The sequence below is a fragment of the Pseudomonas sp. RIT-PI-S genome, from assembly GCF_025642975.1.
In the GTDB taxonomy this organism is placed as follows: domain Bacteria; phylum Pseudomonadota; class Gammaproteobacteria; order Pseudomonadales; family Pseudomonadaceae; genus Aquipseudomonas.
The window spans coordinates 98,392-121,133 of the sequence record NZ_JANZKJ010000009.1; the positions used below are offsets into that span (position 1 = coordinate 98,392).

The following is a 22,742-nucleotide window of genomic DNA, read 5'->3' on the forward strand; positions in this document are numbered from 1 at the left end:
GCTTTTGCCCGCTCCTACAGTTGGGCGCAGGGCAATAATTCTCCAAAAGCTCTGAGCTTTCGATCGTAATTTATTGATTTGTAAGGTAATCAGGCTTTAGGAGAAACCGCTGGTTCGCGGGCTTTCGCCCGCTCCTAGAGTCGGGCGCAGGGCATCAATTCTTCTACGGCTCTGAGGTTTTGACCATAATTTATTGATTTGTAAGGTGATCAGGGTTTTAGAAGGGCCGCTGGTTCGCGGGCTTCGCCCGCTCCTACAGATCAGTGTGGCGGTCCTCCAAAAGGCGTGAGGTTTAAAGCGTAAATAATTGATTTTAAAATAATTATGGCTTTGAGGGGAGGGCGTCGGTTCGCGGGCTTTCGCCCGCTCCTACGGGGTGTTGAGCACGTCCAATGCTCATGTTTTTGTTAGGGCCTCTATATAAGCTGTTGATTTATATGGGTTCATAGCCAAGGTTTGGCGACAGCCAACGCTCGGTTGTCGTAAGGGGCTGGTCCTTGCGGGCGGAATAGCTTTCCACCTGGTCGCGATCCACTTTGCCGACTGCAAAGTACTGTGCCTGCGGGTGAGCGAAGTACCAGCCGCTTACTGCAGCCGTTGGGAACATTGCGTAGTGCTCGGTCAAAGTCACGCCGCTGTTGCCATGTGGGTCGAGCAGCGTAAAGAGGGTGCCTTTTTCCGTGTGATCCGGGCACGCCGGGTAGCCAGGTGCTGGGCGGATGCCTTGGTACTGCTCGCGGATCAGCGCGTCGTTATCCAGGTGCTCATCTTTCGCGTAGCCCCAATGTTCCTTGCGCACCTGTAGGTGCAGCCACTCGGCACAGGCCTCGGCCAGGCGGTCGGCGAGCGCCTTGACCATGATCGAGTTGTAGTCGTCGCCGGCATCCTGGTAGGCCTTGGCCACTTCTTCCGCACCAATTCCGGCAGTGGTGATAAATCCACCCACGTAATCGGTAAGCCCGCTTCCCTTGGGCGCGACGAAGTCTGCCAGGCTCAGGTTGGGCTTGCCGTCGGGCTTGATGGTCTGCTGGCGCAGGTGATGCAGGCGCGCCAGTGGCTTGCCATCGTCGCCGTAGACCTCGATATCGTCGTCATCCACCTGGTTCGCTGGCCAGAAGCCGAACACCGCCCGTGCCTTGATCAGTTTTTCATCGATCAGCTTGCGCAACATCGCCTGGGCATCGGCGAACAGCGCCGTCGCTGCTTCGCCTACCACTTCGTCGGTGAGAATGCGTGGGTATTTGCCAGCAAGGTCCCAGGAGATGAAGAAGGGCGTCCAGTCGATGAAGTCGGCGAGGACATTCAGGTCGATGTCCTCGAGTACCCTCACGCCCATGAACGTAGGGCGTGCAGGCTGGTAGGCGGCCCAGTCCCAGGCTGGTTTGGCCGCGACCGCCTTGGCGTAGCTCAAGCGTTCGGTGCGGCTGCCGCGGGCGGCGGTGCGCTCGCGTACGTCGGCATAGTCCAGCCGAGTACGCTCGACAAAGGCAGGCTTCAACTCCTTGGACAGCAATTGGGTAGCAACGCCCACGGCGCGCGAGGCGTCGGTCACGTAGACCACCGCGTCGTTGCTGTAGCGTGGCTCGATCTTCACCGCCGTGTGCGCCTTGGAGGTAGTAGCACCGCCGATCATCAACGGCAGGTGGAAGTCCTGCCGCTGCATCTCACGGGCCACATGGACCATTTCATCCAGCGACGGGGTGATCAGGCCGGAGAGGCCAATGATGTCGCACTTCTGCTCGCGGGCGACCTGAAGGATCTTGTCGGCCGGAACCATCACGCCCAGGTCGACGATGTCGTAGCCATTGCAACCCAGCACCACGCCGACGATGTTCTTGCCGATGTCGTGCACGTCGCCCTTGACCGTCGCCATAAGGATCTTGCCCTTGGCTTCGGGTTTGTCGCCTTTCTCCGCTTCGATGAACGGGATCAGGTGCGCCACCGCCTGCTTCATCACCCGGGCGCTCTTGACCACTTGAGGCAGGAACATCTTGCCCGCGCCGAACAGGTCACCGACCACGTTCATGCCGGCCATCAGCGGCCCTTCGATCACTTCGATCGGCCGGGCGAAGCCCTGCCTGGACAGTTCGGTATCTTCGACGATGTGGGTGGTGATGCCTTTGACCAGCGCGTGCTCCAGCCGCTTGTTCACATCCCAGCCACGCCACTCTTCGGTTTCCGCTTCCTTGGTGCTGCCGTCCCCGCGGTACTGATCGGCAATGGCCAGCAGTGCTTCGGTGCCGTCGGCGCTGCGGTTGAGGACCACATCCTCGACCCGGTCGCGCAGTGCGGCGGGGATCTCGTCATAGATTTCCAGCTGGCCGGCGTTGACGATGCCCATGGTTAGGCCGTTGCGGATGGCGTGCAGCAAGAACACCGAATGGATCGCCTCGCGCACCGGGTTGTTGCCACGGAACGAGAACGACACGTTGGACACACCGCCGGACGTCAATGCATAGGGCAGGTTGTCGCGGATCCAGCCACAGGCATTGATGAAGTCCACGGCGTAGTTGTTGTGTTCCTCGATGCCAGTGGCCACGGCAAAGATGTTCGGATCGAAAATGATGTCTTCCGGCGGGAAACCCACCTGATTGACCAGGATGTCGTAGGAGCGCGCGCAGATGTCTATCTTGCGCTTCTCGGTGTCCGCCTGGCCGTGCTCGTCGAACGCCATCACTACCACCGCCGCGCCGTAACGCTTGCACAGCTTGGCGTGATGGATAAAGGCTTCGACCCCTTCCTTCATGCTGATGGAGTTGACGATGCCCTTGCCCTGGATGCACTTGAGCCCAGCCTCGATCACCTCCCACTTGGAAGAGTCGATCATGATCGGCACCCGCGAGATATCGGGTTCGCCGGCGATCAGGTTAAGGAAGGTGACCATGGCCTTCTGGGAGTCGAGCATCCCTTCGTCCATGTTGATGTCGATCACCTGGGCTCCGGCTTCCACCTGCTGCAGCGCCACTTCTAGCGCTTCGGTGTAGTTTTCCTCGCGGATCAGCCGGGCGAAGCGGGCGGAGCCGGTGATGTTGGTGCGCTCGCCCACGTTCACGAACAGCGACTGGCGGTCGATGGTGAAGGGCTCCAGGCCTGAGAGCCTGCAGGCCCGCGGGATGTCCGGGATCGGCCGCGGTGCGTGGCGGGCAACGGCGCTGGCAATGGCTGCGATGTGCGCCGGGGTGGTGCCGCAGCAGCCACCCACGATGTTGAGGAAGCCACTGCGGGCGAAATCCTCGACGGTTGCGGCCATCTGCTCGGGCGTTTCGTCGTATTCGCCAAAGGCGTTGGGCAGGCCTGCATTGGGGTGCGCAGACACATGGGTGCCGGCCTTGTTGGAGAGCTCTTCGAGGTAGGGACGCAGCTCCTTCGCGCCCAGGGCGCAGTTCAGCCCCACGGAGATCGGCTGTGCATGGCGCACCGAGTTCCAGAAGGCCTCGGTGGTTTGCCCGGAGAGGGTGCGGCCCGAGGCGTCGGTGATGGTCCCGGAGATCATGATCGGCAGCTCGAAGCCCAGGCTGTCGAACACTTCCTGCACGGCGAAGATCGCCGCCTTGGCGTTAAGGGTGTCGAAAATCGTTTCGATCAGGATCAGGTCGGCGCCACCTTCGATCAGGCCGCGGGTGGCCTCGGTGTAGTTCTCCACCAGTTCGTCGAAGGTGACGTTGCGATAGCCAGGGTTATTCACGTCGGGCGAAAGAGAGCAGGTGCGGCTGGTGGGGCCGAGCACGCCTGCGACGAAGCGGGGTTTGTCAGGGGTTTGCAGGGTTTTCGCGTCGGCCACCTGCCGCGCAACCCGGGCGCCTTCGACGTTCAGCTCGTACACCAGCGCTTCCATGCCGTAATCGGCCTGGGAAACCCGGGTGGCGTTGAAGGTGTTGGTTTCAAGGATGTCCGCTCCGGCATCCAGGTAGGCGGTTTCGATCGCGGCGATCACGTCGGGCCGGGACAGCAAGAGCAGGTCGTTATTGCCCTTGACGTCGCTGGGCGAGTCCGCGAAGCGGTCGCCACGGTAGTCGCTTTCCTCCAGCCGATAGCTCTGGATCATGGTGCCCATGCCACCGTCGAGGATCAGGATGCGCGATTTCAGCGCGTCATGCAGGGCGGTCAGGCGAGCTTGGCGGTCGGTCATGGAGGCGAACTCTGGGGCGGGCGGTAAAGCCAGCGATGATAGCAAAGCTGAGGCCGTTTACACCGAGGCAGAGGTTTTCATGAATTTCCTTCATGTTAAATGCTCATGCCTGGGCCGGCCGGTCATCGATATGAAACATCTTTTCCACCTTTGAGTCCCATGTATGAGGTCGCGCCCGCGGGTGCGGTAGTTTCTGCGGCAAAGGTACCTTTAGATGTTGATTTCGGTTCAGGCTTTACGGGCGATCGCGGCGTGGATGGTGGTGTGTCACCACTTCATGCAGATTTTTTTCAATTTCGAGGGTGGTGGCCCCATCGGGCACCTGTTTGCCGCTAAAGGCTCAGTGGGCGTCGATATCTTTTTTGTCATCAGCGGGCTGGTGATTTACCTCTCGACCTGGGACAAGCCGCTGCAGGCCAGGGAATTTCTGCTCAACCGGGCGATCCGGATCATCCCGGCGTATTGGTTCTACACCGCGGCCATGGGGCTGCTGCTCTACACCGCGGGCCGCTACATCCCCCACGGCACTGTGAGTTTGTCGACCTTTATCCTGTCTCTGCTGTTCATTCCCGCGGAAAACCCTGGCGGTTATGGCTTGTATCCCACCCTCAACGTGGGTTGGACGCTCAATTATGAGATGTTCTTCTACCTGTTGTTCTCCCTGGCGTTCCTAGTGCCTAAAGCCCTGCGCGCGGTGTTCGTGGCAGTGGCGCTGTTGGTCACCAGTGAGGCCTTGAGCCGGCTGGGGTGGTCGGCGCGTTTCTATGCCAACAATATCGTTTACGAATTTCTTCTTGGCATCGCCATCGGTATCGCCTGGCGCCGGGGCTGGATTGGCAGCGGCGTGTGGCTGCCGTTGGCGGCGATTTGCGCCAGCGCGGCGATGATCTATCAGCTCGAGCCCACCAACCGTTTGTTGAATTGGGGCTTGCCGAGCGCCGGTATCGTTGCCAGTTGCCTGGCGTTGGAGTCGCGGTTTTCCCACCATCGAGGGCTCAAAGCCCTGGGCGACTGCTCGTATTCGGTGTATCTGGTTCACCTGTTGGTGCTGTACGCCGGCTGGTTCATCTCCGCCCGCCTGGGCATCAACCCCTACTTAGTGTTCGCCGCGTTCTGCGTGCCGACCATCCTGGCGCTGTCCTGGCTCAGCTATCAGTGGCTGGAGAAACGCCTTTACCATCGCATGAAGGCGTGGATGGTGAAGCCGAGGGAAAATATCCCAGCGGGTTTAACCCGACAAAATTACTAGGACTTTCTCCCAGGCACGCTTTGCCGTAAACTGCGTGCAAGTCTGTGAGGAACCTACATGAGCGCCATTACCATTACCGACGCCGCCCAGGAATACCTGGGCGATCTGCTGAACAAGCAGAACACCCCGGGCATCGGCATCCGGGTCTTCATCACCCAGCCGGGCACCCAATACGCGGAAACCTGCATCGCCTATTGCAAGCCCGGCGAAGAAAAGCCCGACGACACCGCGTTGGGCCTCAAGAGCTTCACCGCCTGGATCGACGCAGTCAGCGAGCCGTTCCTCGACGCCGCCGTGGTGGACTACGCCACCGACCGCATGGGCGGCCAACTGACCATCAAGGCGCCTAATGCCAAGGTGCCGATGGTCAATGAAGACAGCCCCATCAACGAGCGCATCAACTATTACCTGCAAACCGAGATCAACCCAGGGCTGGCCAGCCATGGCGGGCAGGTGACGTTGATCGACGTGGTCGAGGAGGGCATTGCGGTGCTGCAGTTCGGCGGCGGCTGCCAGGGCTGCGGTCAGGCTGACGTGACCTTGAAAGAAGGCATCGAGCGGACCTTGCTCGAGCGCATTCCTGAGCTCAAAGGCGTGCGCGACGTCACCGATCACAGCGTCACCGAAAACGCTTATTACTGATCGGCTCGCAGGCTTTGCCCGCGCCTGCAGATGGTGATCTGCAGGCGCGGGCAAAGGCCGCCAAGCGCTTCATCCGGGCCTATACAAATGGGCCTTCCCGGCGCGGTAAAGCGCCGAGTCCTCGAATACATCGTTGCCCAACACCCGCCCTACCAGTATCAGCGCCGTGCGCCGGAAGCCCTTGCCTTCGACCTTTTGCTGAATATCGGCCAGCGTGCCGAGCACCCAGTCCTGACCGGGCCAGGTTGCCTTGTGGATCACCGCCACCGGGCAATCCGCGCCGTAGCAGGGCGCAAGCGTCGCAACGATATCAGGTAAGTGGCTGACCCCCAGGTGGATCGCCATGGTCGCGCGGTGGCGTGCGAGGTCCGCCAATGCTTCCCCCGGCGGCATCGGCGAGCGGCTGCCATAGCGCGTCAGGATCACCGTCTGCGAGATCCCCGGAAGCGTCAGTTCGCTGCCCAGCAGGGCGGCGCACGCGGCCACGGCGGTCACCCCCGGCACGATCTCGAACGGGATTCCCCGCGCCTGCAGGCAGCGGATCTGTTCTCCTATGGCGCCATACAGGCTAGGGTCCCCAGAATGCACCCGGGCCACGTCATGGCCCTTGGCGTGGGCTTGGGCCATTTCCTCGATGATAGCTTGCAGGTCCAGTTCGGCGCTGTTCACCACCCGCTCGGCGGTATGGTTTTCCAGCAATGCGACGGGCACCAACGAACCTGCGTAGATGATCACGGGGCAGCGCTGGATCAGCCGCTGGCCCTTGACGGTTACCAGCTCAGGGTCGCCGGGGCCGGCGCCGATGAAGTACACGGTCATGACACGGCGCCTTTGGCAGAGAGTTGAGCACTTTTCACGTTGGCGCGGCGCAGGCCAGGGCGACGGTCGCCTCCGCGGAGCATTGGCGCGCCACCAACAAGCGCGGCGTGGCGCCACTCAGCGCCTGGCAACGGGCGAGCGCACTGCTCTCGGCCACGCCATAGCAACCGGTGTGGCGCCAGCTCGGCTCTGAGCGATGGCTCAAGCAGGGCTCGAACGGCGCCAGCTCGCTAGCGGCAAAGCCGGTAAGCGGCAGGGCCAGCTCGGCGGCCAGCGCCACTAATCCTGGCGCATCGATGCGCCGCTCGAAGGTGGCCAGGCAGGTGAGGTCCGCCAGCGTAGCCCCGGCGAGTTCCAATGCACGCATCAGCAGCGCATGCAGCTGGCCTGGCGGGCAGCCCTGACGGCAGCCGAAACCGGCCACCAGCCAGGGTAGATCACCCATTTTCGCGTCAGGCCTGAGGCGCGCGGCGGAACAGCCAGGCGCTGGCTAGGCCAAGAGCGAGCCAGAACACCACGTTGATGGATTGGGCAGCCCAGCGGAACTGCCCTTCCAGCGCCTCCGGGGCCAGGCTTTCGTGCATGGGCGGCTGCGGTGCGCCGATCAGGTGGGGGATAACCAGCAGCGCAGCGCCAGCGACCTTCAGCGGCCAGCCTCGGGCGAACACCAGCAGCGCCAGGGCGACGGCGGTGGAGGCGGCGGTACCGATCCACCAGATCTGCCGGGATGCAAGGTCAGCCGCCGCGGTGCCTGGTAGCTCTGGCGGCAGGCCAAGGGTAGGGGCGAGGGTGAATACCGCGTAGCCCGCAAGGCCCCAGAGCAGGCCTTCGGCGGTGCGGCCGGGCGCGCGCAGGGTATACAGGCCGGCGAGCATCAAGGCAAAGCCCACGGCGACCACCAGGTTGCCGCCGGTGGTGGACAGCACGCGCTGCCAGCCGTCTTCAGGCTCCCACGCGGCGGCCTCGTGTTCATGGGCATGTTCTTCGCCCGCGGCGTGCTCGTGTGGGGTGCTGGCGGCCGCCGTTTCGTAGGTTTCGGCCTGCAGAATCAGCGGGGTGAGCCACAGGCTTTGCATCAAAGTGAGCAGCAGGGCCGCGAACAGGCCGGCGAAGCCTGCGGTACGCGCGATACGCGAGATCATGGCAAGGCCCTCAATGGCAGGGGAAAGCGGCGCTGTGGCGGGTGTCGTGGGCGGCGTTGTGCACGGCAGGGATGTGCGAGAAGCCCGCGAAATACACCAGGCTCGCGCCGATGATCGCGGCGCCGCAGGCGGCAACGAGGCGTTGGGTCAGGCTGGAGGCGTGGCTGGCGGTGACGTGGCTGGCGGTGTTGGCGGACATGGCGCTTCCCTTGTGGTCAGTGACGGGCAGGCGCGCCGAAACCCTGCCACAAGGCGGGGCCGGACAGCCCGCCCACCGCGGGTGTGTCTAGAACAGAACGTCGGGCCGGTCTCCGGGCTTGCGAGGGGCTTGCGGCACAGAGCGCCGCCGCCGGTTCGCCCCTCCTTCCCATGCCAAGGCACAGTGGCTCAGGAGCGCACTCGCTTACCGTTGCGGGGGCAGCACCGGACTAGCCTTGCGGCGCACCGGTTTCCCGTTTCACCCCGTGAAGGGCACCCGAACGAAAGGCGTAAGGAAAGCATGCCAGGGCAGTTGCGTCAAATGATCCGCACACGGGTTGATGCGTGAAAAAGCAAAAGCCCCGGTTGGGCCGGGGCTTTGGGTGTTGCCGCCAAGCTTAGCCGTTGGCGTTGTCGTCGTATCCACCCTCTTGCAGGTATTGGATCTTGTGCAGGTTGCCCTTGCTGTCCTGGTACACCATGGTCACGGGTACCACACCGCTCTTGCTGGTGACATCGGTTTTAGAGATCACTTTCTGAACGTCGAGCTTCATCCCGTACTGGTAGGTTTCCACCGGCAGGTTGCTGGCAACGCTGCGGTCGGCGCCATCCTGGGCAAAAGCACCGGTGGCGAATACAGCGGTCAGGGCGGCGATAGCGAAGGCGGTTTTCATGATCATTTCCTCGTGGGGTTGCGGTTTGGGTTTTCGTTGAGGTCAGTAAACCGCCAACCGCTGTGTTCGAGAAATTGAACGCCGTGCTGAAGTGAATCATCTATTTTGATAGTTGGGTCAAACCGCTCTAGCCCGCGCTTTGCAGCAGTGACGCGCGGGCCGAGCGGTGCCGTTTCAGATGTGCAGCGCGTGCCCCAGCGCTCGCATGGCCGCTTCCTGCACGGCCTCGCCCAGGGTGGGGTGAGCGTGGATCGTACCGGCGATGTCTTCGAGGCGGGCGCCCAGCTCCAGCGACTGCGCAAAGGCCGTCGCCAGCTCCGAGACACCTGGCCCCACCGCCTGCCAGCCGAGAATCAGATGGTCCTCGGCGCGGGCGACCACCCGCACGAAGCCCGCGTGGGCATCGAGCGTCATGGCGCGGCCGTTGGCGGCGAACGGGAAGCTCGCCACCAGGGCGCCAGCCCCCGCCTGCTCGGGAGACAGCCCGGCGACGACGATCTCCGGGTCGGTGTAGCACACCGCCGGAATCGCCGCAGGGACGAACTCCCGGTGCTGCCCGGCGATCACTTCGGCAACCATCTCGCCCTGGGCCATGGCGCGGTGCGCCAGCATGGGTTCGCCGGCCACGTCGCCGATCGCCCATACCCCGGTCATGCTGGTGCGGCAGCAGCCGTCGACCTTCACCGCTCGCCCGGCCATGGCCAGGTTCAGCCGCTCCAGCCCATACCCTTGGGTGTGCGGGGTGCGGCCAACCGCGACCAGCACGCGGTCCACGTTCAGGTCCAGGCTGTCGCCGCCCGGGCCGCGAACGCTCAACTGGCCGCCAGGCGCGGCGAAGCCCTCGACGGTGTGCCCGGTCAGGGCGGTGATGCCCAATGCCTTCAGCCGCTCGATCACGGGCTTGGTCAGCTCGGCGTCGTAGGCGGGCAGCAGGCGCGGCTGCGCTTCGATCACTGTCACTTGCACGCCGAGCTTGCGATAGGCGATGCCCAGCTCCAGGCCGATATAGCCGCCGCCGACCACCGCCAGGTGCCCCGGCAGGTCGCCTGGGGACAGCGCCTCGGTGGAGTCGATGATCGCGCCGCCCAAGGGCAGGGCGGGCAACGCCACGCTGCGCGAACCCGTGGCCAATACCAGGTGCTGGCAGTGGATGCGGGTGTCGCCTACTTGTAAGGTCTTGCCGTCGAGGATTTCCCCCTGGCCGTGGATGACCTGCACCTTGTGTTTCTTCAGCAGCGCCGCTACGCCGCTGGTGAGGCGGTCGACCAGGGTGTTTTTCCAACCGATGGCCTGGGGGAGGTCCAGCTTGGGTGCGGTGGCGCTGATCCCGAAGGGGTTGGGTTCGCTCAGTTGATGAAAGCGCTCTGCTACATGGATCAGGGCCTTGGACGGGATGCAGCCCACGTTCAGGCAGGTGCCCCCCAAGGCGCTGGCTTCCACCAGCACCGTGGGGATGCCCAGCTGCCCCGCGCGGATCGCGGCCACGTAGCCGCCAGGGCCGCCGCCCAGTACCAGAAGTCGAGTTTCCAGAGTCTGCATGGTGGGGCCTTAATCGAGGAAAAGGGTGGCGGGTTGCTCCAACAGCAGGCGCACGGCCTGGATGAAGCGGGCGGCGTCCATGCCATCGACCACACGGTGATCGAACGAGCTGGACAGGTTCATCATCTTGCGCACCACGATCTGCCCATCGACCACAACGGCGCGTTCGACCATGCGGTTCACCCCAACGATGGCGACTTCCGGCAGGTTGAGCACCGGCGTGGAAACGATACCCCCCAAGGCGCCGAGGCTGGTCAGAGTGATGGTGGAGCCAGAGAGGATGTCGCGCTCGGCCTTGCCACGGCGCGCGGCTTCGGCGATACGGGCGATCTCCCGCGCGTTGGCCCAGAGGTCGGCGCCTTGAGCGTTGCGCAGTACCGGCACCAGCAGGCCGTGATCGCCCTGGGTGGCGATGCCCACGTGAACGGCGCTGTGGCGTTCGATCACCTGGCGCTCGTCGTCATAGCGCGCGTTGAGTTGCGGGAAGTCGCGCAGGGCAACCACCAGCGCCCGCACCAGCAGCGGCAGCAGGGTCAGCCGGCCGCGTGCCTCGCCCCACTTGGCGTTGAGCTGTTGGCGCAGGGCCTCGAGCGCGGTGACGTCGATCTCTTCCACATAGCTGAAATGCGCCGCCCGCTGGGTGGCTTGCTGCATGCGCTCGGCAATCTTGCGGCGCAGGCCAATCACCTGCAGCTGCTCCACCCGGTCAGCCTGGGCGCCGGCAAACGCGCTTTGCGCCGCCGGCTGGCCGCGATCGAGGTCGGCATGCAAGATACGCCCGGCCGGGCCGCTGCCCTGGAGCTTGGCAAGGTCGATCCCGGCGTCCCAGGCGCGCTTGCGTACCGCGGGGGAGGCCAATGGCCGTGCCCCGGCCGCCGCCGGGGCGGGCACGCTGCTCGTCGCGTTCTCGGCCGGTGCGGTTGGCGCGGCGGCGACGCTTGGCGCGGGTGCCGCCGGCACTGGGGCAGCCGGCGTTGGCGCTGGCTGGGCGGTGCGGTCCTCCTTGAGGTTCCCCGCGCCCTCGACTTCGAGGCGAATCAGTTCGCTGCCTACGGCCATGGTCTGCCCAGGGCTCGCGCCCAGGGCGATGACCTGGCCGCTGACCGGGCTGGGGATTTCCACCGTGGCCTTGTCCGTCATCACGTCGGCCAGCACCTGGTCCTCGGTTACGGTATCGCCCACCTTGACGAACCACTCCACCAGTTCTACCTGGGCGATGCCTTCGCCGATGTCCGGCATCTTGATCACATGCTGGCCCATCAACGTACCTCCGTCACGCGCTTGAGGGCCGCGCCAACGCGCTCCGGCCCGGGGAAGTAAGCCCATTCCTGGGCATGGGGGTAGGGTGTGTCCCACCCGGCGACGCGCTCCACCGGCGCCTCCAGCCAATAGAAGCAATGCTCCTGCACTAAGGCCAGCAGCTCAGCGCCCAGGCCGCAGGTTTGCGTCGCTTCGTGGACGATCACGCAGCGGCGGGTCTTTTTCACCGACTCCACCAGGGTGTCCAGGTCCAGCGGCCAGAGGCTGCGCAGGTCGATCACTTCGGCGTCCACGCCGGTGTCATGGGCGGCGGCAAGGGCCACGTGAACGGTGGTGCCGTAGGTGATCACGGTCACCGCGTTGCCGGGCCGCACGATGGCGGCGCTGTCCAGCGGCACCCGGTAATAGCCTTCTGGCACCGCACTGGCGGCGTGGCCAGACCACGGCGTGACCGGGCGATCATGGTGGCCATCGAAGGGGCCGTTATACAGCCGCTTGGGCTCGAGGAAGATCACCGGGTCGTCGCACTCGATCGCGGCGATCAGCAGGCCTTTGGCGTCATAGGGGTTGGACGGCATCACCGTGCGCAGGCCGCACACCTGGGTGAAGATCGCCTCCGGGCTCTGGCTGTGGGTCTGCCCGCCATAAATGCCGCCGCCGCACGGCATGCGCACGGTGATCGGCGCGGTGAAGTCCCCCGCGGAGCGGAAGCGCAGGCGGGCCGCTTCCGAGGTGATCTGGTCATAGGCCGGGTACACGTAGTCGGCGAACTGAATCTCCGCTACCGGGCGCAGGCCGTAGGCGCCCATGCCTACGGCAACGCCGACGATGCCGCTCTCGGAAATGGGCGTGTCGAACACTCGGGTCTTGCCGTACTTGGCTTGCAGGCCCTCGGTGCAGCGGAACACGCCACCGAAGTAGCCAACGTCCTGGCCGAAGGTGACCACCGTGGGGTCGCGCTCGAGCATGACGTCCAGGGCCGAGCGGATCGCTTGCACCATGGTCATGGCGCGGGTGTCTTCGGCCAGGCGCGGATGGTCGATTTGCTGTGGGCTGTTCATGGCGTCAAATCCCCATTTGCTGGCGTTGGCGGTGCAAGTGCGCGGGCACGTCGTGGTACACGTCCTCGAAGATGGTCGCGGCGCTGGCGTAGGCGCTGCCGCCGAGGGTGCCGTGGCGCTCGGCCTCGCGGGTGGCGCTGATGATTTCCTGTTCCAGCTCGGCCACCAGGGCCTCGTGCTGAGCCTCGGACCATTCGCCGATAGCGATCAGGTGCTGCTTGAGGCGCTGGATAGGATCGCCCAGGGGGAAGTTCGCCCAGTCGTCCGCGGGGCGGTATTTGGACGGGTCGTCCGAGGTGGAATGAGGGCCGGCACGGTAGGTCACCCACTCGATCAGGGTGGGGCCCAAGTTGCTGCGCGCGCGTTCCGCCGCCCAGCGCGACACTGCGTGCACCGCCAGGAAATCATTGCCGTCCACCCGCAGGGAGGCGATCCCGCTGCCCACGCCGCGGCCAGCGAAGGTCGTCGCCTCGCCGCCGGCGATGTGCTGGAAGCTGGAGATGGCCCACTGGTTGTTGACCACGTTAAGGATGACCGGTGCGCGGTACACGTGGGCGAAGGTCAGTGCAGTGTGGAAGTCCGCTTCGGCCGTGGAACCGTCGCCGATCCAGGCCGAGGCGATGCGGGTGTCACCGCGGATGGCCGAGGCCATGGCCCAGCCCACACCTTGCACGAACTGGGTGGCCAGGTTGCCGGAAATGCTGAAGAACCCCGCCGCCTTGTTGGAATACATCACCGGCAGCTGGCGGCCCTTGAGCGGGTCGCGCTCGTTGGAAAACAGCTGGCAGATCATCTCGAACAGCGGTACCTGGCGCGCCATCAAGATGCTCTGCTGGCGGTAGGTGGGAAAGCACATGTCATCGCCGCGCAAAGCCAATGCGTGCGCGGAGCCGATGGCTTCCTCGCCGAGGCTCTGGATATAGAAGCTCATTTTCTTCTGGCGCTGGGCGGTGACCATGCGGCTGTCGAACACCCGGGTCTTGACCATGGTGCGCAGGCCCAGGTGCAGGGTTTCCACCGCGATGGGTTCAGCCCAGGGGCCAACGGCGCGGCCATCGTCGTCGAGCACCCGCACCAAGCCCACGGCCAGGTCGGCCGTGTCGCGCGGGTCGATGTCCACGGGTGGCTTGCGGGCGCTGCCAGCAGGCAGCAGTTGCAGGTAGCTGAAATCGGTCTTGCAGCCCGGACGGCCCGAGGGCTCGGGCACATGCAGGCGAAGCGGCTGGTCGTTCACGTCTCACAACCCTCGATCTTGTGTTTATTGGGGGAGTTGCCGGAGATTCACAAGAAGGATTTTAGGCCCGCCATGGCAGAGAATTTTTCTCTTTTAAAAGGCGGCCGCAGGCCAGGGCAGGTGAAATTCTCTCCAGCGGTGGCGAAATTAGGAATGAATACCCTGCTGACTGAGGAGTCGCAGTGCGCTCGCCGGTTCGCTCGAAACTTTTTCCGGCCAGTTGCTACTAAGCCACAGGACACTTCAGGGCAGGGTATGGACCGCTACGCACCGCGTGAATGGCAACCGCACGAGCGGCCCTCGATGCCGGGCTCGCCTTCGACGCCCCTGCACCCTACGCCCCGGCGCCTGGCCTATGCCCTGACTGGGGTGCTGGTAGGGATCACCGGCGGCCTCGGCAATGCCCTGGTGACCGCCAACCTGGTGTACCTGCAGGGGGCGCTGGGCGTGACCAGCGCCGAGATCGCCTGGCTGCCCGCGGCCTACGTGATGACCAACGTCACCATGAACCTGCTGCTGGTCAAATTCCGCCAGCAGTTCGGCCTGCGCGCGTTCACCGAAGTCTTCCTGGGGTTGTACGTGCTCGTGACCTTGGCGCACCTGTTCGTCAATGACCTGGGTTCGGCCATTGCGGTGCGCGCGGCCCATGGCATGGTGGGCGCCGCCCTCAGCTCGCTTGGGCTGTATTACATGATCCAGGCGCTGCCGGCCAGGTGGCGGCTCAAGGCACTGGTGCTCGGCCTGGGCACGGCCCAGTTGGCATTGCCGTTGGCCCGCCTGGTGTCCGAAGACCTCTTGCAGATTGCCGAATGGCGCGGGCTTTACCTGTTCGAACTGGGCCTGGCGATCTGTGCGCTTGGCTGCGTGCTGTGGCTGAAGCTGCCGCCCGGGGACCGTTTCAAGACCTTCGAGCCGCTGGACTTCCTGACCTTCAGCCTGCTCGCGCCAGGGGTCGGCCTGCTGGTGGCGGTGCTCTCGCTGGGCCGTATCGACTGGTGGCTGGAGGCGCGCTGGATCGGCATCGCCCTGGCCGCGGCCATCGTGCTGATCCTGGCCGGGCTGTGCATCGAGCACAACAGGCGCAACCCTCTGCTGATGACCCGCTGGCTTGGCAGCGGGCCGATCCTGCGGCTGGGGCTGGCGGTGGTGCTGATCCGCATGGTCAGCTCGGAGCAGTCCACCGGCGCCGTGGGTTTCATGCAATACCTGAACATGGGCAGCGAGCAACTGTTCAGCCTTTATGCGGTGATGCTCATCGGTAGCGTTGCCGGCCTCGCCATCAGCGCCCTGACCATCCACCCCGATCACTTGTTCCGGCCGCTGCTGATTTCGGTCGGCATGATGGCGGTAGGGGCACTGATGGACAGCTTTTCGAGCAACGTCACGCGGCCCGCGCAGCTGTATGTCAGCCAGTTCCTCCTGGCCTTCGGCAGCACGTTCTTCCTCGGCCCGACCATGGTGCTGGGCACACGCAATGTGATCGCCAACCCGCGCAACATGGTGAGCTTCTCGGTGATGTTCGGGATCGCGCAGAACCTCGGCGGCTTGCTCGGCGCCGCGCTGCTAGGCACCTGGCAGGTGGTGCGGGAGAAATTCCACTCCAGCGTGATCGTCGAAGGGCTGCAAGTCACCGACCCCCGGGTGGCAGCGCGCTTGCAGAGCGGTGCGGCGGCCTATGGCCAGGCGATCGCCGACACCCAGGCGCGCAGCACCCAGGGCATACGCGCCCTGGCCAATGCGGCCACTCGCGAGGCTAACGTGATGGCCTATAACGACGTTTTCATGCTGATCGCGATCATCGCCATCCTCACCCTGATCTGGATGACCGTTCGCGTGCTCTGGCTCGCCAGCTCCGCCCGCGCCGCCCAGGCCAGCACCGCTCAACCCCCCGGCAAGCCTTCATGACTGAACCTACCCAAACCACCACCACCAACGCCATCGCCGCCACGCCCGAAGGGCAGGCGCCACCCGCGGAAACGGTGGTCGAGCCGCGATCAGGGCGGGCACGCTTCTTTTCCGCGCTGATATTCGGCGGGCTGGCCCTGTTCGGCGTGTTGCTGGTGTTGTACGCCTGGCAGCTGCCGCCCTTCGCCAGCGCCATCGAGAGCACCGAAAATGCCTTGGTGCGTGGCCAGGTCACGATCATCAGCCCGCAGCTTAGCGGCTATGTGTTCGAGGTGCCGGTGCAGGACTTCCAGTTCGTCAAGGCAGGTGACCTGCTGGTGCGCCTGGACGACCGCATCTATCGCCAGCGCCTGGCCCAGGCGGAGGCGAACCTGGCCTCACAGCGCGCCTCGCTGGCCAACAATCGCCAGCAGAAGCGCAGCGCCCAGGCCACCCTGGAGCAGCGCAAGGCGGCTATCGGCAGCAGCGACGCGCAAAAGCGCAAGGCCGAGGCGGACCTGCGCCGCGGCCTGGCGCTGGTGACCGATGGTTCGATCTCCCAGAGCGAACTGGACGTGAGCCGCGCGGCGGCGGCTTCGGCCAACGCCGGCCTGGCCCAGGCCAACGCGGCGGTGCGCATCGCCGAGGAGGATCTGCGCAGCGTGGAGGTCAATAAGGCTTCGCTGGAAGCGGCGGTCAGCAATGCGCAGGCGGCGGTGGAGCTTGCTCGCATTGACCTTGCCAATACCCGGGTAGTGGCCCCGCGCGACGGGCAACTGGGCCAGGTGGGTGTCCGCCTGGGCGCCTGGGTCAATTCTGGCGCGCAGTTGATGGCGTTGGTCCCCGCCACGCTCTGGGTGATCGCCAACTACAAAGAAACCCAGATGGCCCAGGTGCGTGTGGGGCAGCCGGCGACTTTCACCGTCGACGCTCTCAACCATGCGCGCCTCAAGGGCCGGGTTCAGGAAATTTCGCCGGCGGCCGGCTCGGAGTTCAGCCTGCTGCAGGCCGATAACGCCACGGGCAACTTCGTCAAGATCGCCCAGCGGATCCCTGTCCGTATCGTCGTCGATCCCGACCAACCCAATGCCCGCCGGCTGCGCCCTGGCATGTCGGTGGTGGTGAGCATCGATACCGATTTCCAGCCCGAGGAGGATCGCGCGGTAGGGGCGCAACCTGTAGGCGCTGGCGCCAGCCGGTGAACCCGGCACCACGGCGTGCGCAGCTTCGCAGGCTGTGCCCGGCCCCACAGGGCTGTGCCGGAGCTGGGCAAGCCTGGGAACCTGGCCGCCTTAGGTTCGTGCGGTTGCTGAGGGATGCCCCGTCTCTAGCCCGCTTCGCCGGCTTGCCATAGCCGGCTCAGCGCCTGTGCCAGCACGGCCTGATCGAAGGGTTTGCCCAGCCGGGCCACGGCTGACGGCTCAGCCTGATTACCCTTGCCGAAACCGCTGATCAGCAGCGGTGCCAGTGCCGGCTGTAGCGCCTTGGCGCGGGCAATCAGCTGCATGCCGGACATCCCTGGCGCCAGGTTGCCGCACACCAAGGCGTCGATCTGCGCCGGCTCGCGTAACAGCGCAATGGCTTGCTCGGCGGATGACGCCGCCACCACGTGGTAGCCCAAGTCTTCGAGCATGGCCACGGTGCTGAGCAGGATCAGTGGATCGTCGTCCACCACCAGGATCGACTGCGCGCCGTGCTCGCCCGGTGTGTTGCCCTGGCGGGGCGGGATGAGCCCGGTGCCGTCATTGAGGGCCACCGGTAACCACAGCGCCGCGGTGGTGCCGCCAGGGCGGCTGCTGCGCAACACGAACTTGCCGCCGGTCTGTTCGGCCAGGCCATGGACCATCGACAGCCCGAGGCCGGTACCCTTGCCAATGCCCTTGGTGGTGAAGAAGGGTTCGGTCGCCCTGGCCAGGGTGACGGCGTCCATGCCCTCGCCGGTGTCGCGCAGCGACAGGCAGATGTAGCTGCCGGGGTTGAGGCCATAGGCGTTGGCGCCCAGCTCATGCTCACGGGCCTCGATAGTCAGGGTGCCGCCCTCGGGCATGGCGTCCCGGGCGTTGACCGCCAGGTTGAGCACGGCCAGCTCCAGCTGGTTCACATCGGCCATCACCGGCCGCAGGAACAGCGCGAACCGCGTTTCGATATGAATGCGCGGCCCCAGAGAGCTTTGCAGCAACTCGGACATGCCGCGAATCAGCGAGCTGACGTCTATCAGCTCCAGGGTCAACTGTTGCCGCCGCGCGAACGCCAGCATGCGCCGGGTAAGCGAGGCGCCACGCTGGGCGCCCTGGATGGCGTTGTCCAGCAGTGGGGTGATGCGCGGGTCGGTCGGCAGGCGCTTGCGCACGATCTCCAGGCTACCCAGCACCACCATCAGCAGGTTGTTGAAGTCATGGGCGATACCCCCAGTGAGCTGCCCCAGCGATTCCATTTTCTGCGACTGGAACAGCGCTTCGCGCGCTTGCTCCAACGCCAGCTCTTTCTCTCTCGCTTCGGTGATGTCGCGGGTCACCTTGGCAAAGCCGACCAGCTCGCCGGCGTCGTTGCGGATGGGGTCTATCACCACGCTGGCCCAGAAGTGGGTGCCATCCTTGCGCACTCGCCAACCCTGGTTTTCGAACCGGCCCTCGGCCAGCGCGGTGCGCAGCCCACGCTCCGGATCGCCACGCTCTCGCTCTGGCCCGGGATAGAACATCGAAAAGTGCCTGCCGATCACTTCGTCCGGTAGGTAGCCCTTGATCCGCTGGGCGCCTGCGTTCCAGTTGGTGATATGGCCGGTGGGGTCGAGCATGTAGATGGCGTAGTCGACCACGCCCTGCACCAGCAGGCGGAACTGCTCTTCGGAACGGCGCAATTCCTGCTCGGCGATACGCCGCTCCGTGAGGTCGCGGGTCACCTTGGCAAAGCCCAGCAGTTCGCCATCGGGCGCGAGGATGGGGTCGATCACCACGTGGCACCAGAACCGCGTACCGTCCTTGCGTACCCGCCAGCCTTCGTTCTCGAACCGCCCCTCGCTGGCGGCAAGCGCCAGGGCGCGCGCGGGCAGGCCGGCGGCGCGATCTTCGTCGGTATAGAACGTTGAAAAATGCTGGCCGAGGATTTCAGCTTCTTCGTAGCCCTTGAAGCGCCGCGCGCCGGTGTTCCAGCTGGTTACTTCGCCTGTGGGCCCAAGCATGTAGATCGCGTAGTCGGTCACGGCATCGATCAATAGCCGATACCGGCTGCCCTCGTCGCTCAGATCAATACGGGCAGTGGTGGGCATCGCGGTTTCACTCGGTAACGGCAGGGCGGGGCAGCGATTCTAGCGGTACACGCCCTGCTGCGGATAGCGGCGCGCACAGCGCGTATGCGGCAACCGCTGCCGGGTGCCGCGGCGCATGCAAAAAGAAACTTTCAGCCCGCCACGGCTTCCATAGGCTGAGGGGCTCGGCTGCGAAACGAGCCCTCGGACAGCGGGCCGGTCGCCCGCGTGAGATGAGGTGAACGATGCGCGTACAAACATCTGCGGTAATGCTGGCCGGTTTCCTGTGCCTTGCGCCTTTGCTGGCCAATGCCACCGACGAAAAAAAGAGCGACTGCAAACCGGATGCGGTATGGACCGACTTCCTTGGCCATGGGCGCTGCTATACCCACGGCGACAAGGCGCCCGACCCTTACACGCGCGACGACACCGCGATCAAGGATTGGAAAAGCAAAGGCCTGCAAGCGCCGGATGACAATGCCCAGTGGGTGGAGATCAGCGGCAAATACGTGATGATCAACCGCGAGAACGGCGTGATCAAAGAGATCCACGGCAGCAAGAAGTAACCGGGGCGCGCTCAGCGCATCCCCTGATCCTGCAACGCGCTCAATAGCTGCTGCTTGCGCATGCGGCTTCGCCCTTTGATCCCGAGCTGGCGAGCCAACGCCAGCAGGGCTGGCTTGGTCTGTCCTTCCAGCCCTGTGTGACGGGCCTTGGCAGCCTTGGCTGCGATGGCCGCCGGCTGCGCGGAATATTGTTTGCCCTGCCGGGTGTCGGCGCGCTTTTTCGCGCTGCTGCGCCGGTACTCTTTCTCGGTCAGGGCATGGCGGGCCTGCTCCGGCAGGTAGCGTTCGCCGGTTTGCGCCGACGGCTTGCCAGATTCGGTTCCCCAGGCTTGCTGGGTCCATTGTTGCAGGTGGTTGTCGGCGGTCTTTGCACCGATGTAGCCGCCGCCACGCTTCTGGTATTCATGGCTGGCGAGCTGAGCCTTGCGGGCGGACCACTGGCCGGGGCGCCCGCCCTTGTCGTGAGCCGTCACCTCTTGCTTTACCCGTTCCCAGAGCTTTGGGTCGTCCTTCTTCGCACGTGTCGCCATCTCCGTCCTCCTGTAGCGCTTACTTGACCGACCCCGAACGATGGCCTGGCGTTCCAGCCCGGTGACGGGTGAAGCCTGACCGGCAGCCAACGAGTGGTGTGGTCCGCGGCGCAGGCTACAGTGAACGTGTCACGCCCTGATTCTCGGGGCTCATTCTGTCGAGGGCCCTCCATGCTGTCGAACTTCTCGATCACACAGAAACTCAGCGCCGGCTTTGGCCTGATCATCCTCATCATCATCGGGCTGGTCGTGGTGGCCCGGCACGGGTTCGGCCAGGTGGACGACAGCGTCAACTGGACGATTCATACCTACAAGGTGATGGATACCTCCAACCAGGCGCTGGAAGGGTTGATCAACACCGAAACCGGCATGCGTGGCTTCGCCCTGAGCGGCCAGGATGACTTCCTTGAACCACTGAACCTCGGCCGGCAGGCATTCGACCGAGCCTGGAACGAGATGAAGCAGCTGACCAGCGATAACCCCACTCAGCAAAAGCGCCTGGACGACCTGCGTGCTCTGCAACAGACCTGGCTGAGCCAAGACATCGAAGGCACCCTGGCGCTGCGCCGCGCGGTCAATGCCGGCACCCAGCCGCTGAGCGCGCTCACCGACCGGATCGTCGCCCGTCAGGATAAAACCCGCATGGACGCCATGCGCAAGTTGCTGGCCGACGTGCGCGGGGATGAAGAGCGGCTGCTGGGCATGCGCAGCGACGCCCTCAAGGGCGCCGAGAACTTCGCGCTGAGCAGCCTGGTCATCGGGGGCATTGCCGCCGCCCTGCTGGCGTTACTGGTCGCGATCAGCCTGTCGGGTTCCATCCGCCGGCGCATCAAGGGTGCCATCGGGGTGGCCGAGGGGATTGCCGCCGGGCGGCTGGATCAGTCGATCACCGACCACGGCAACGACGAAATCGGCCAGCTGTACGCGGCCTTTGGCACCATGCAGAACCGCCTGCGCGAGATGATCCGGGAGATTCTCACAGGTAGCGCAAGCCTGGCCGCCGCCGCGCGGGAAATCGCCTCGACCTCCACTGACCTGTCCAGCGCCGCCCAGGAGCAATCGCAGTCCGCTTCGAGCATGGCGGCCACGGTCGAGCAACTGACGGTCAGCATCAGCCACGTGGCCAGCAGCGCCAATGAAGCGCGGGACATTTCCGCCGATTCCGGGCAGCAGTCCAACGAGGGCGGGGCGGTTATCCAGCAAACGCTACAAAGCATGGGGCAGATCGCCGGCACCGTGCAGATGTCGGCCGACCAGGTGGCCGAGCTTGGCCGGCAGATCGAGCAGATCACCTCCATCGTCAATGTCATCACCGCCATTTCCGAGCAGACCAACCTGCTGGCGCTCAATGCCGCGATCGAGGCGGCGCGCGCCGGCGAGCAGGGCCGTGGCTTCGCCGTGGTGGCTGATGAGGTGAGGTTGCTGGCCCAGCGCACGGGCAAGTCCACCCAGGAGATCGGCGACATGATCCAGAAGATCCAGAGCAGCGCCCATGAGGCGGTGAACAAGATGCAAGTAGGGGTGGAGCAGGTCAACGATGGCCTGCGGCTGGCGCAGACGGCCAACCAGGCTATCGATCACATCCGCGGCGGTTCGGGGCGGATCATCGCTGCGGTCGACCAGATTTCCGTGGCGCTGCAACAGCAGTCCGCCGCCAGCCAGGACGTCGCGCGCAATGTGGAACGTATCGCGCAGATGGCGCAAAACGCCAACCAGGGCATTGCCGGCGCTTCACGTAGCGCCGGGCGCATCGAACAGTTGGCACAGGCGCTCGAACGGCAGGTGCGGCAATTCACCGTTTGACCAGCAGCCGTATCGCCAGCCATCAGGCGCAGTGATGATCACTATGCCTGCGTTGATTTTCCCCGGCGCGGCGGGGGTGGGTAACCTCAGCTCCACACCCCGTTACCCACCCCTGAAAGGAGATTGACCATGAAACGCGCACTCGCCCTCGCCATCGCCCTGTCCACCGTCACCAGCCTTAGCGCTTACGCCGTGCCCAAGGCTGCGCCTGCAGCCCAAACCGCAGTCGCCAGCGCCAACAGCAGCCACGCTGTGGTCAGCCAGGCGCAGCCCGCTATCGCAAGCAAGCCGGTCGTGGTCGCCGAGAACCGCCGAGAGTTCGGCTCGCAGTATCAGCGTTATTGATCGCGGGTTGTGTTCCCAGGCGACGCCCCCTCACGGGGGCGTCGTCTTTTTACGGTTTTGGAAACTTACCGCCGCGGGCGGCCTTCTTAATGGTTAGACCGGTTCGCGGCGCCTGTGGTTTGCGAAGCACGCTCCGCACCGTCTGTTCGCATAACCGCCTGGAGGCCACATGGCTGATAGAACCTGCAACTGCTCCGGCTGCCAATGCTCGAGCGCGCACACTGAAGGCGTGGAAGTCAAAGGGCAGTGGTACTGCTGCGTGCCTTGCTCGGTAGACCACCTCGATAGCCAGCCCTGCGCCATGGAGGGCTGCGGATGCGGCACTACCGGGGTAAAAACCCGGGAAGAGGGCAAAGGCCACGACAAGGTCGACAATGCAGTGGACGAAACCTTCCCCGCGAGCGATCCCATCTCGCCGTGAGT

At 64.7% G+C, this 22,742-nt stretch carries 20 protein-coding genes and 1 riboswitch; of the genes, 8 read left to right on the plus strand and 12 right to left on the minus strand.

What is annotated here, in order from left to right; genetic code table 11:
* Positions 1–433: 433 nt before the first annotated feature.
* Positions 434–4,129, minus strand: a complete 3,696-nt coding sequence (gene metH, locus OGL93_RS14185; protein WP_263263360.1) for a methionine synthase — start codon at positions 4,127–4,129, stop codon at positions 434–436.
* A 214-nt stretch (positions 4,130–4,343) separates the two neighbouring features.
* Here metH and OGL93_RS14190 point away from each other — a divergent pair, with 214 nt between their 5' ends.
* The gene (locus OGL93_RS14190; protein ID WP_263263361.1) at positions 4,344–5,378 is read left to right on the plus strand and encodes an acyltransferase; all 1,035 of its coding nucleotides are present in this window, start codon (positions 4,344–4,346) and stop codon (positions 5,376–5,378) included.
* 57 nt (positions 5,379–5,435) lie between these two features.
* Positions 5,436–6,020, plus strand: a complete 585-nt coding sequence (gene nfuA / locus OGL93_RS14195; RefSeq protein ID WP_263263362.1) for a Fe-S biogenesis protein NfuA — start codon at positions 5,436–5,438, stop codon at positions 6,018–6,020.
* A gap of 69 nt (positions 6,021–6,089) precedes the next feature.
* On the opposite strand, the gene cobM is transcribed toward nfuA, so the two are convergent.
* The 9 genes from cobM to OGL93_RS14240 all read right to left on the minus strand — a co-directional run bounded on the left by cobM (position 6,090) and on the right by OGL93_RS14240 (position 13,947).
* Complete coding sequence (gene cobM, locus OGL93_RS14200; RefSeq protein ID WP_263263363.1) at positions 6,090–6,839, minus strand: precorrin-4 C(11)-methyltransferase; 750 nt, start codon at positions 6,837–6,839, stop codon at positions 6,090–6,092.
* A 34-nt stretch (positions 6,840–6,873) separates the two neighbouring features.
* Positions 6,874–7,284 carry a cobalamin biosynthesis protein gene (locus OGL93_RS14205; RefSeq protein WP_263263364.1) on the minus strand — a complete coding sequence of 137 codons (411 nt, stop codon included), beginning with the start codon at positions 7,282–7,284 and terminating at the stop codon, positions 6,874–6,876.
* 7 nt (positions 7,285–7,291) lie between these two features.
* Positions 7,292–7,981: a CbtA family protein gene (locus OGL93_RS14210; RefSeq protein ID WP_263263365.1), complete on the minus strand. Its 690-nt coding sequence runs from the start codon at positions 7,979–7,981 to the stop codon at positions 7,292–7,294.
* Positions 7,982–7,991: 10 nt separating this feature from the next.
* The gene (locus tag OGL93_RS14215; protein ID WP_263263366.1) at positions 7,992–8,180 is read right to left on the minus strand and encodes a CbtB-domain containing protein; all 189 of its coding nucleotides are present in this window, start codon (positions 8,178–8,180) and stop codon (positions 7,992–7,994) included.
* Between the two features lie 85 nt (positions 8,181–8,265).
* A riboswitch (cobalamin riboswitch) is annotated at positions 8,266–8,475 on the minus strand.
* A gap of 102 nt (positions 8,476–8,577) precedes the next feature.
* Positions 8,578–8,853 (minus strand): DUF2790 domain-containing protein, encoded by a 276-nt coding sequence (locus OGL93_RS14220; protein ID WP_263263368.1) that lies wholly within the window; start codon positions 8,851–8,853, stop codon positions 8,578–8,580.
* A gap of 174 nt (positions 8,854–9,027) precedes the next feature.
* The gene (gene lpdA / locus OGL93_RS14225; protein ID WP_263263369.1) at positions 9,028–10,392 is read right to left on the minus strand and encodes a dihydrolipoyl dehydrogenase; all 1,365 of its coding nucleotides are present in this window, start codon (positions 10,390–10,392) and stop codon (positions 9,028–9,030) included.
* A 9-nt stretch (positions 10,393–10,401) separates the two neighbouring features.
* Positions 10,402–11,652, minus strand: a complete 1,251-nt coding sequence (locus OGL93_RS14230; RefSeq protein WP_263263370.1) for a dihydrolipoamide acetyltransferase family protein — start codon at positions 11,650–11,652, stop codon at positions 10,402–10,404.
* Entirely contained in the window at positions 11,652–12,713 is a 1,062-nt protein-coding gene (locus tag OGL93_RS14235) for an alpha-ketoacid dehydrogenase subunit beta (protein WP_263263372.1), read from the minus strand. Before OGL93_RS14235 ends, OGL93_RS14230 begins: the two co-directional genes overlap by 1 nt.
* Before the next feature lie 4 nt (positions 12,714–12,717).
* Positions 12,718–13,947: a 3-methyl-2-oxobutanoate dehydrogenase (2-methylpropanoyl-transferring) subunit alpha gene (locus OGL93_RS14240; RefSeq protein ID WP_263263374.1), complete on the minus strand. Its 1,230-nt coding sequence runs from the start codon at positions 13,945–13,947 to the stop codon at positions 12,718–12,720.
* A 255-nt stretch (positions 13,948–14,202) separates the two neighbouring features.
* On the opposite strand from OGL93_RS14240, the gene OGL93_RS14245 reads away from it, so the two are divergent.
* Positions 14,203–15,852: an MFS transporter gene (locus OGL93_RS14245; protein ID WP_263263375.1), complete on the plus strand. Its 1,650-nt coding sequence runs from the start codon at positions 14,203–14,205 to the stop codon at positions 15,850–15,852.
* The gene (locus OGL93_RS14250; RefSeq protein WP_263263377.1) at positions 15,849–17,033 is read left to right on the plus strand and encodes an HlyD family secretion protein; all 1,185 of its coding nucleotides are present in this window, start codon (positions 15,849–15,851) and stop codon (positions 17,031–17,033) included. Before OGL93_RS14245 ends, OGL93_RS14250 begins: the two co-directional genes overlap by 4 nt.
* Positions 17,034–17,158: 125 nt before the next feature.
* On the opposite strand, the gene OGL93_RS14255 is transcribed toward OGL93_RS14250, so the two are convergent.
* Positions 17,159–19,096 carry a PAS domain-containing sensor histidine kinase gene (locus OGL93_RS14255; protein WP_263263379.1) on the minus strand — a complete coding sequence of 646 codons (1,938 nt, stop codon included), beginning with the start codon at positions 19,094–19,096 and terminating at the stop codon, positions 17,159–17,161.
* 224 nt (positions 19,097–19,320) lie between these two features.
* On the opposite strand from OGL93_RS14255, the gene OGL93_RS14260 reads away from it, so the two are divergent.
* A complete protein-coding gene (locus OGL93_RS14260; protein WP_263263380.1) occupies positions 19,321–19,641 on the plus strand; it encodes an RcnB family protein in 321 nt (106 codons plus the stop codon).
* A gap of 11 nt (positions 19,642–19,652) precedes the next feature.
* Here OGL93_RS14260 and OGL93_RS14265 read toward each other — a convergent pair whose 3' ends face one another.
* Positions 19,653–20,171: a Rho termination factor N-terminal domain-containing protein gene (locus OGL93_RS14265; protein WP_263263381.1), complete on the minus strand. Its 519-nt coding sequence runs from the start codon at positions 20,169–20,171 to the stop codon at positions 19,653–19,655.
* Between the two features lie 171 nt (positions 20,172–20,342).
* On the opposite strand from OGL93_RS14265, the gene OGL93_RS14270 reads away from it, so the two are divergent.
* The 3 genes from OGL93_RS14270 to OGL93_RS14280 all read left to right on the plus strand — a co-directional run bounded on the left by OGL93_RS14270 (position 20,343) and on the right by OGL93_RS14280 (position 22,740).
* A complete protein-coding gene (locus tag OGL93_RS14270) occupies positions 20,343–21,974 on the plus strand; it encodes a methyl-accepting chemotaxis protein (RefSeq protein WP_263263382.1) in 1,632 nt (543 codons plus the stop codon).
* A gap of 129 nt (positions 21,975–22,103) precedes the next feature.
* Complete coding sequence (locus OGL93_RS14275) at positions 22,104–22,319, plus strand: hypothetical protein (RefSeq protein WP_263263383.1); 216 nt, start codon at positions 22,104–22,106, stop codon at positions 22,317–22,319.
* Between the two features lie 169 nt (positions 22,320–22,488).
* Complete coding sequence (locus OGL93_RS14280) at positions 22,489–22,740, plus strand: metallothionein (RefSeq protein ID WP_263263384.1); 252 nt, start codon at positions 22,489–22,491, stop codon at positions 22,738–22,740.
* The last annotated feature ends 2 nt before the right edge of the window (positions 22,741–22,742 follow it).

Excerpts from the sequence above, each read along its gene's own strand:
- OGL93_RS14245 (WP_263263375.1), top strand. The coding sequence starts at position 14,203 with ATGGACCGCTACGCACCGCGTGAATGGCAACCGCACGAGCGGCCCTCG.
- lpdA (WP_263263369.1), bottom strand. The coding sequence starts at position 10,392 with ATGCAGACTCTGGAAACTCGACTTCTGGTACTGGGCGGCGGCCCTGGC.
- metH (WP_263263360.1), bottom strand. The coding sequence starts at position 4,129 with ATGACCGACCGCCAAGCTCGCCTGACCGCCCTGCATGACGCGCTGAAA.
- OGL93_RS14270 (WP_263263382.1), top strand. The coding sequence starts at position 20,343 with ATGCTGTCGAACTTCTCGATCACACAGAAACTCAGCGCCGGCTTTGGC.
- OGL93_RS14210 (WP_263263365.1), bottom strand. The coding sequence starts at position 7,981 with ATGATCTCGCGTATCGCGCGTACCGCAGGCTTCGCCGGCCTGTTCGCG.
- OGL93_RS14280 (WP_263263384.1), top strand. The coding sequence starts at position 22,489 with ATGGCTGATAGAACCTGCAACTGCTCCGGCTGCCAATGCTCGAGCGCG.
- OGL93_RS14275 (WP_263263383.1), top strand. The coding sequence starts at position 22,104 with ATGAAACGCGCACTCGCCCTCGCCATCGCCCTGTCCACCGTCACCAGC.
- OGL93_RS14230 (WP_263263370.1), bottom strand. The coding sequence starts at position 11,652 with ATGGGCCAGCATGTGATCAAGATGCCGGACATCGGCGAAGGCATCGCC.
- OGL93_RS14260 (WP_263263380.1), top strand. The coding sequence starts at position 19,321 with ATGCGCGTACAAACATCTGCGGTAATGCTGGCCGGTTTCCTGTGCCTT.
- OGL93_RS14220 (WP_263263368.1), bottom strand. The coding sequence starts at position 8,853 with ATGAAAACCGCCTTCGCTATCGCCGCCCTGACCGCTGTATTCGCCACC.
- cobM (WP_263263363.1), bottom strand. The coding sequence starts at position 6,839 with ATGACCGTGTACTTCATCGGCGCCGGCCCCGGCGACCCTGAGCTGGTA.
- OGL93_RS14265 (WP_263263381.1), bottom strand. The coding sequence starts at position 20,171 with ATGGCGACACGTGCGAAGAAGGACGACCCAAAGCTCTGGGAACGGGTA.
- nfuA (WP_263263362.1), top strand. The coding sequence starts at position 5,436 with ATGAGCGCCATTACCATTACCGACGCCGCCCAGGAATACCTGGGCGAT.
- OGL93_RS14250 (WP_263263377.1), top strand. The coding sequence starts at position 15,849 with ATGACTGAACCTACCCAAACCACCACCACCAACGCCATCGCCGCCACG.
- OGL93_RS14215 (WP_263263366.1), bottom strand. The coding sequence starts at position 8,180 with ATGTCCGCCAACACCGCCAGCCACGTCACCGCCAGCCACGCCTCCAGC.
- OGL93_RS14190 (WP_263263361.1), top strand. The coding sequence starts at position 4,344 with ATGTTGATTTCGGTTCAGGCTTTACGGGCGATCGCGGCGTGGATGGTG.
- OGL93_RS14255 (WP_263263379.1), bottom strand. The coding sequence starts at position 19,096 with ATGCCCACCACTGCCCGTATTGATCTGAGCGACGAGGGCAGCCGGTAT.
- OGL93_RS14235 (WP_263263372.1), bottom strand. The coding sequence starts at position 12,713 with ATGAACAGCCCACAGCAAATCGACCATCCGCGCCTGGCCGAAGACACC.
- OGL93_RS14205 (WP_263263364.1), bottom strand. The coding sequence starts at position 7,284 with ATGGGTGATCTACCCTGGCTGGTGGCCGGTTTCGGCTGCCGTCAGGGC.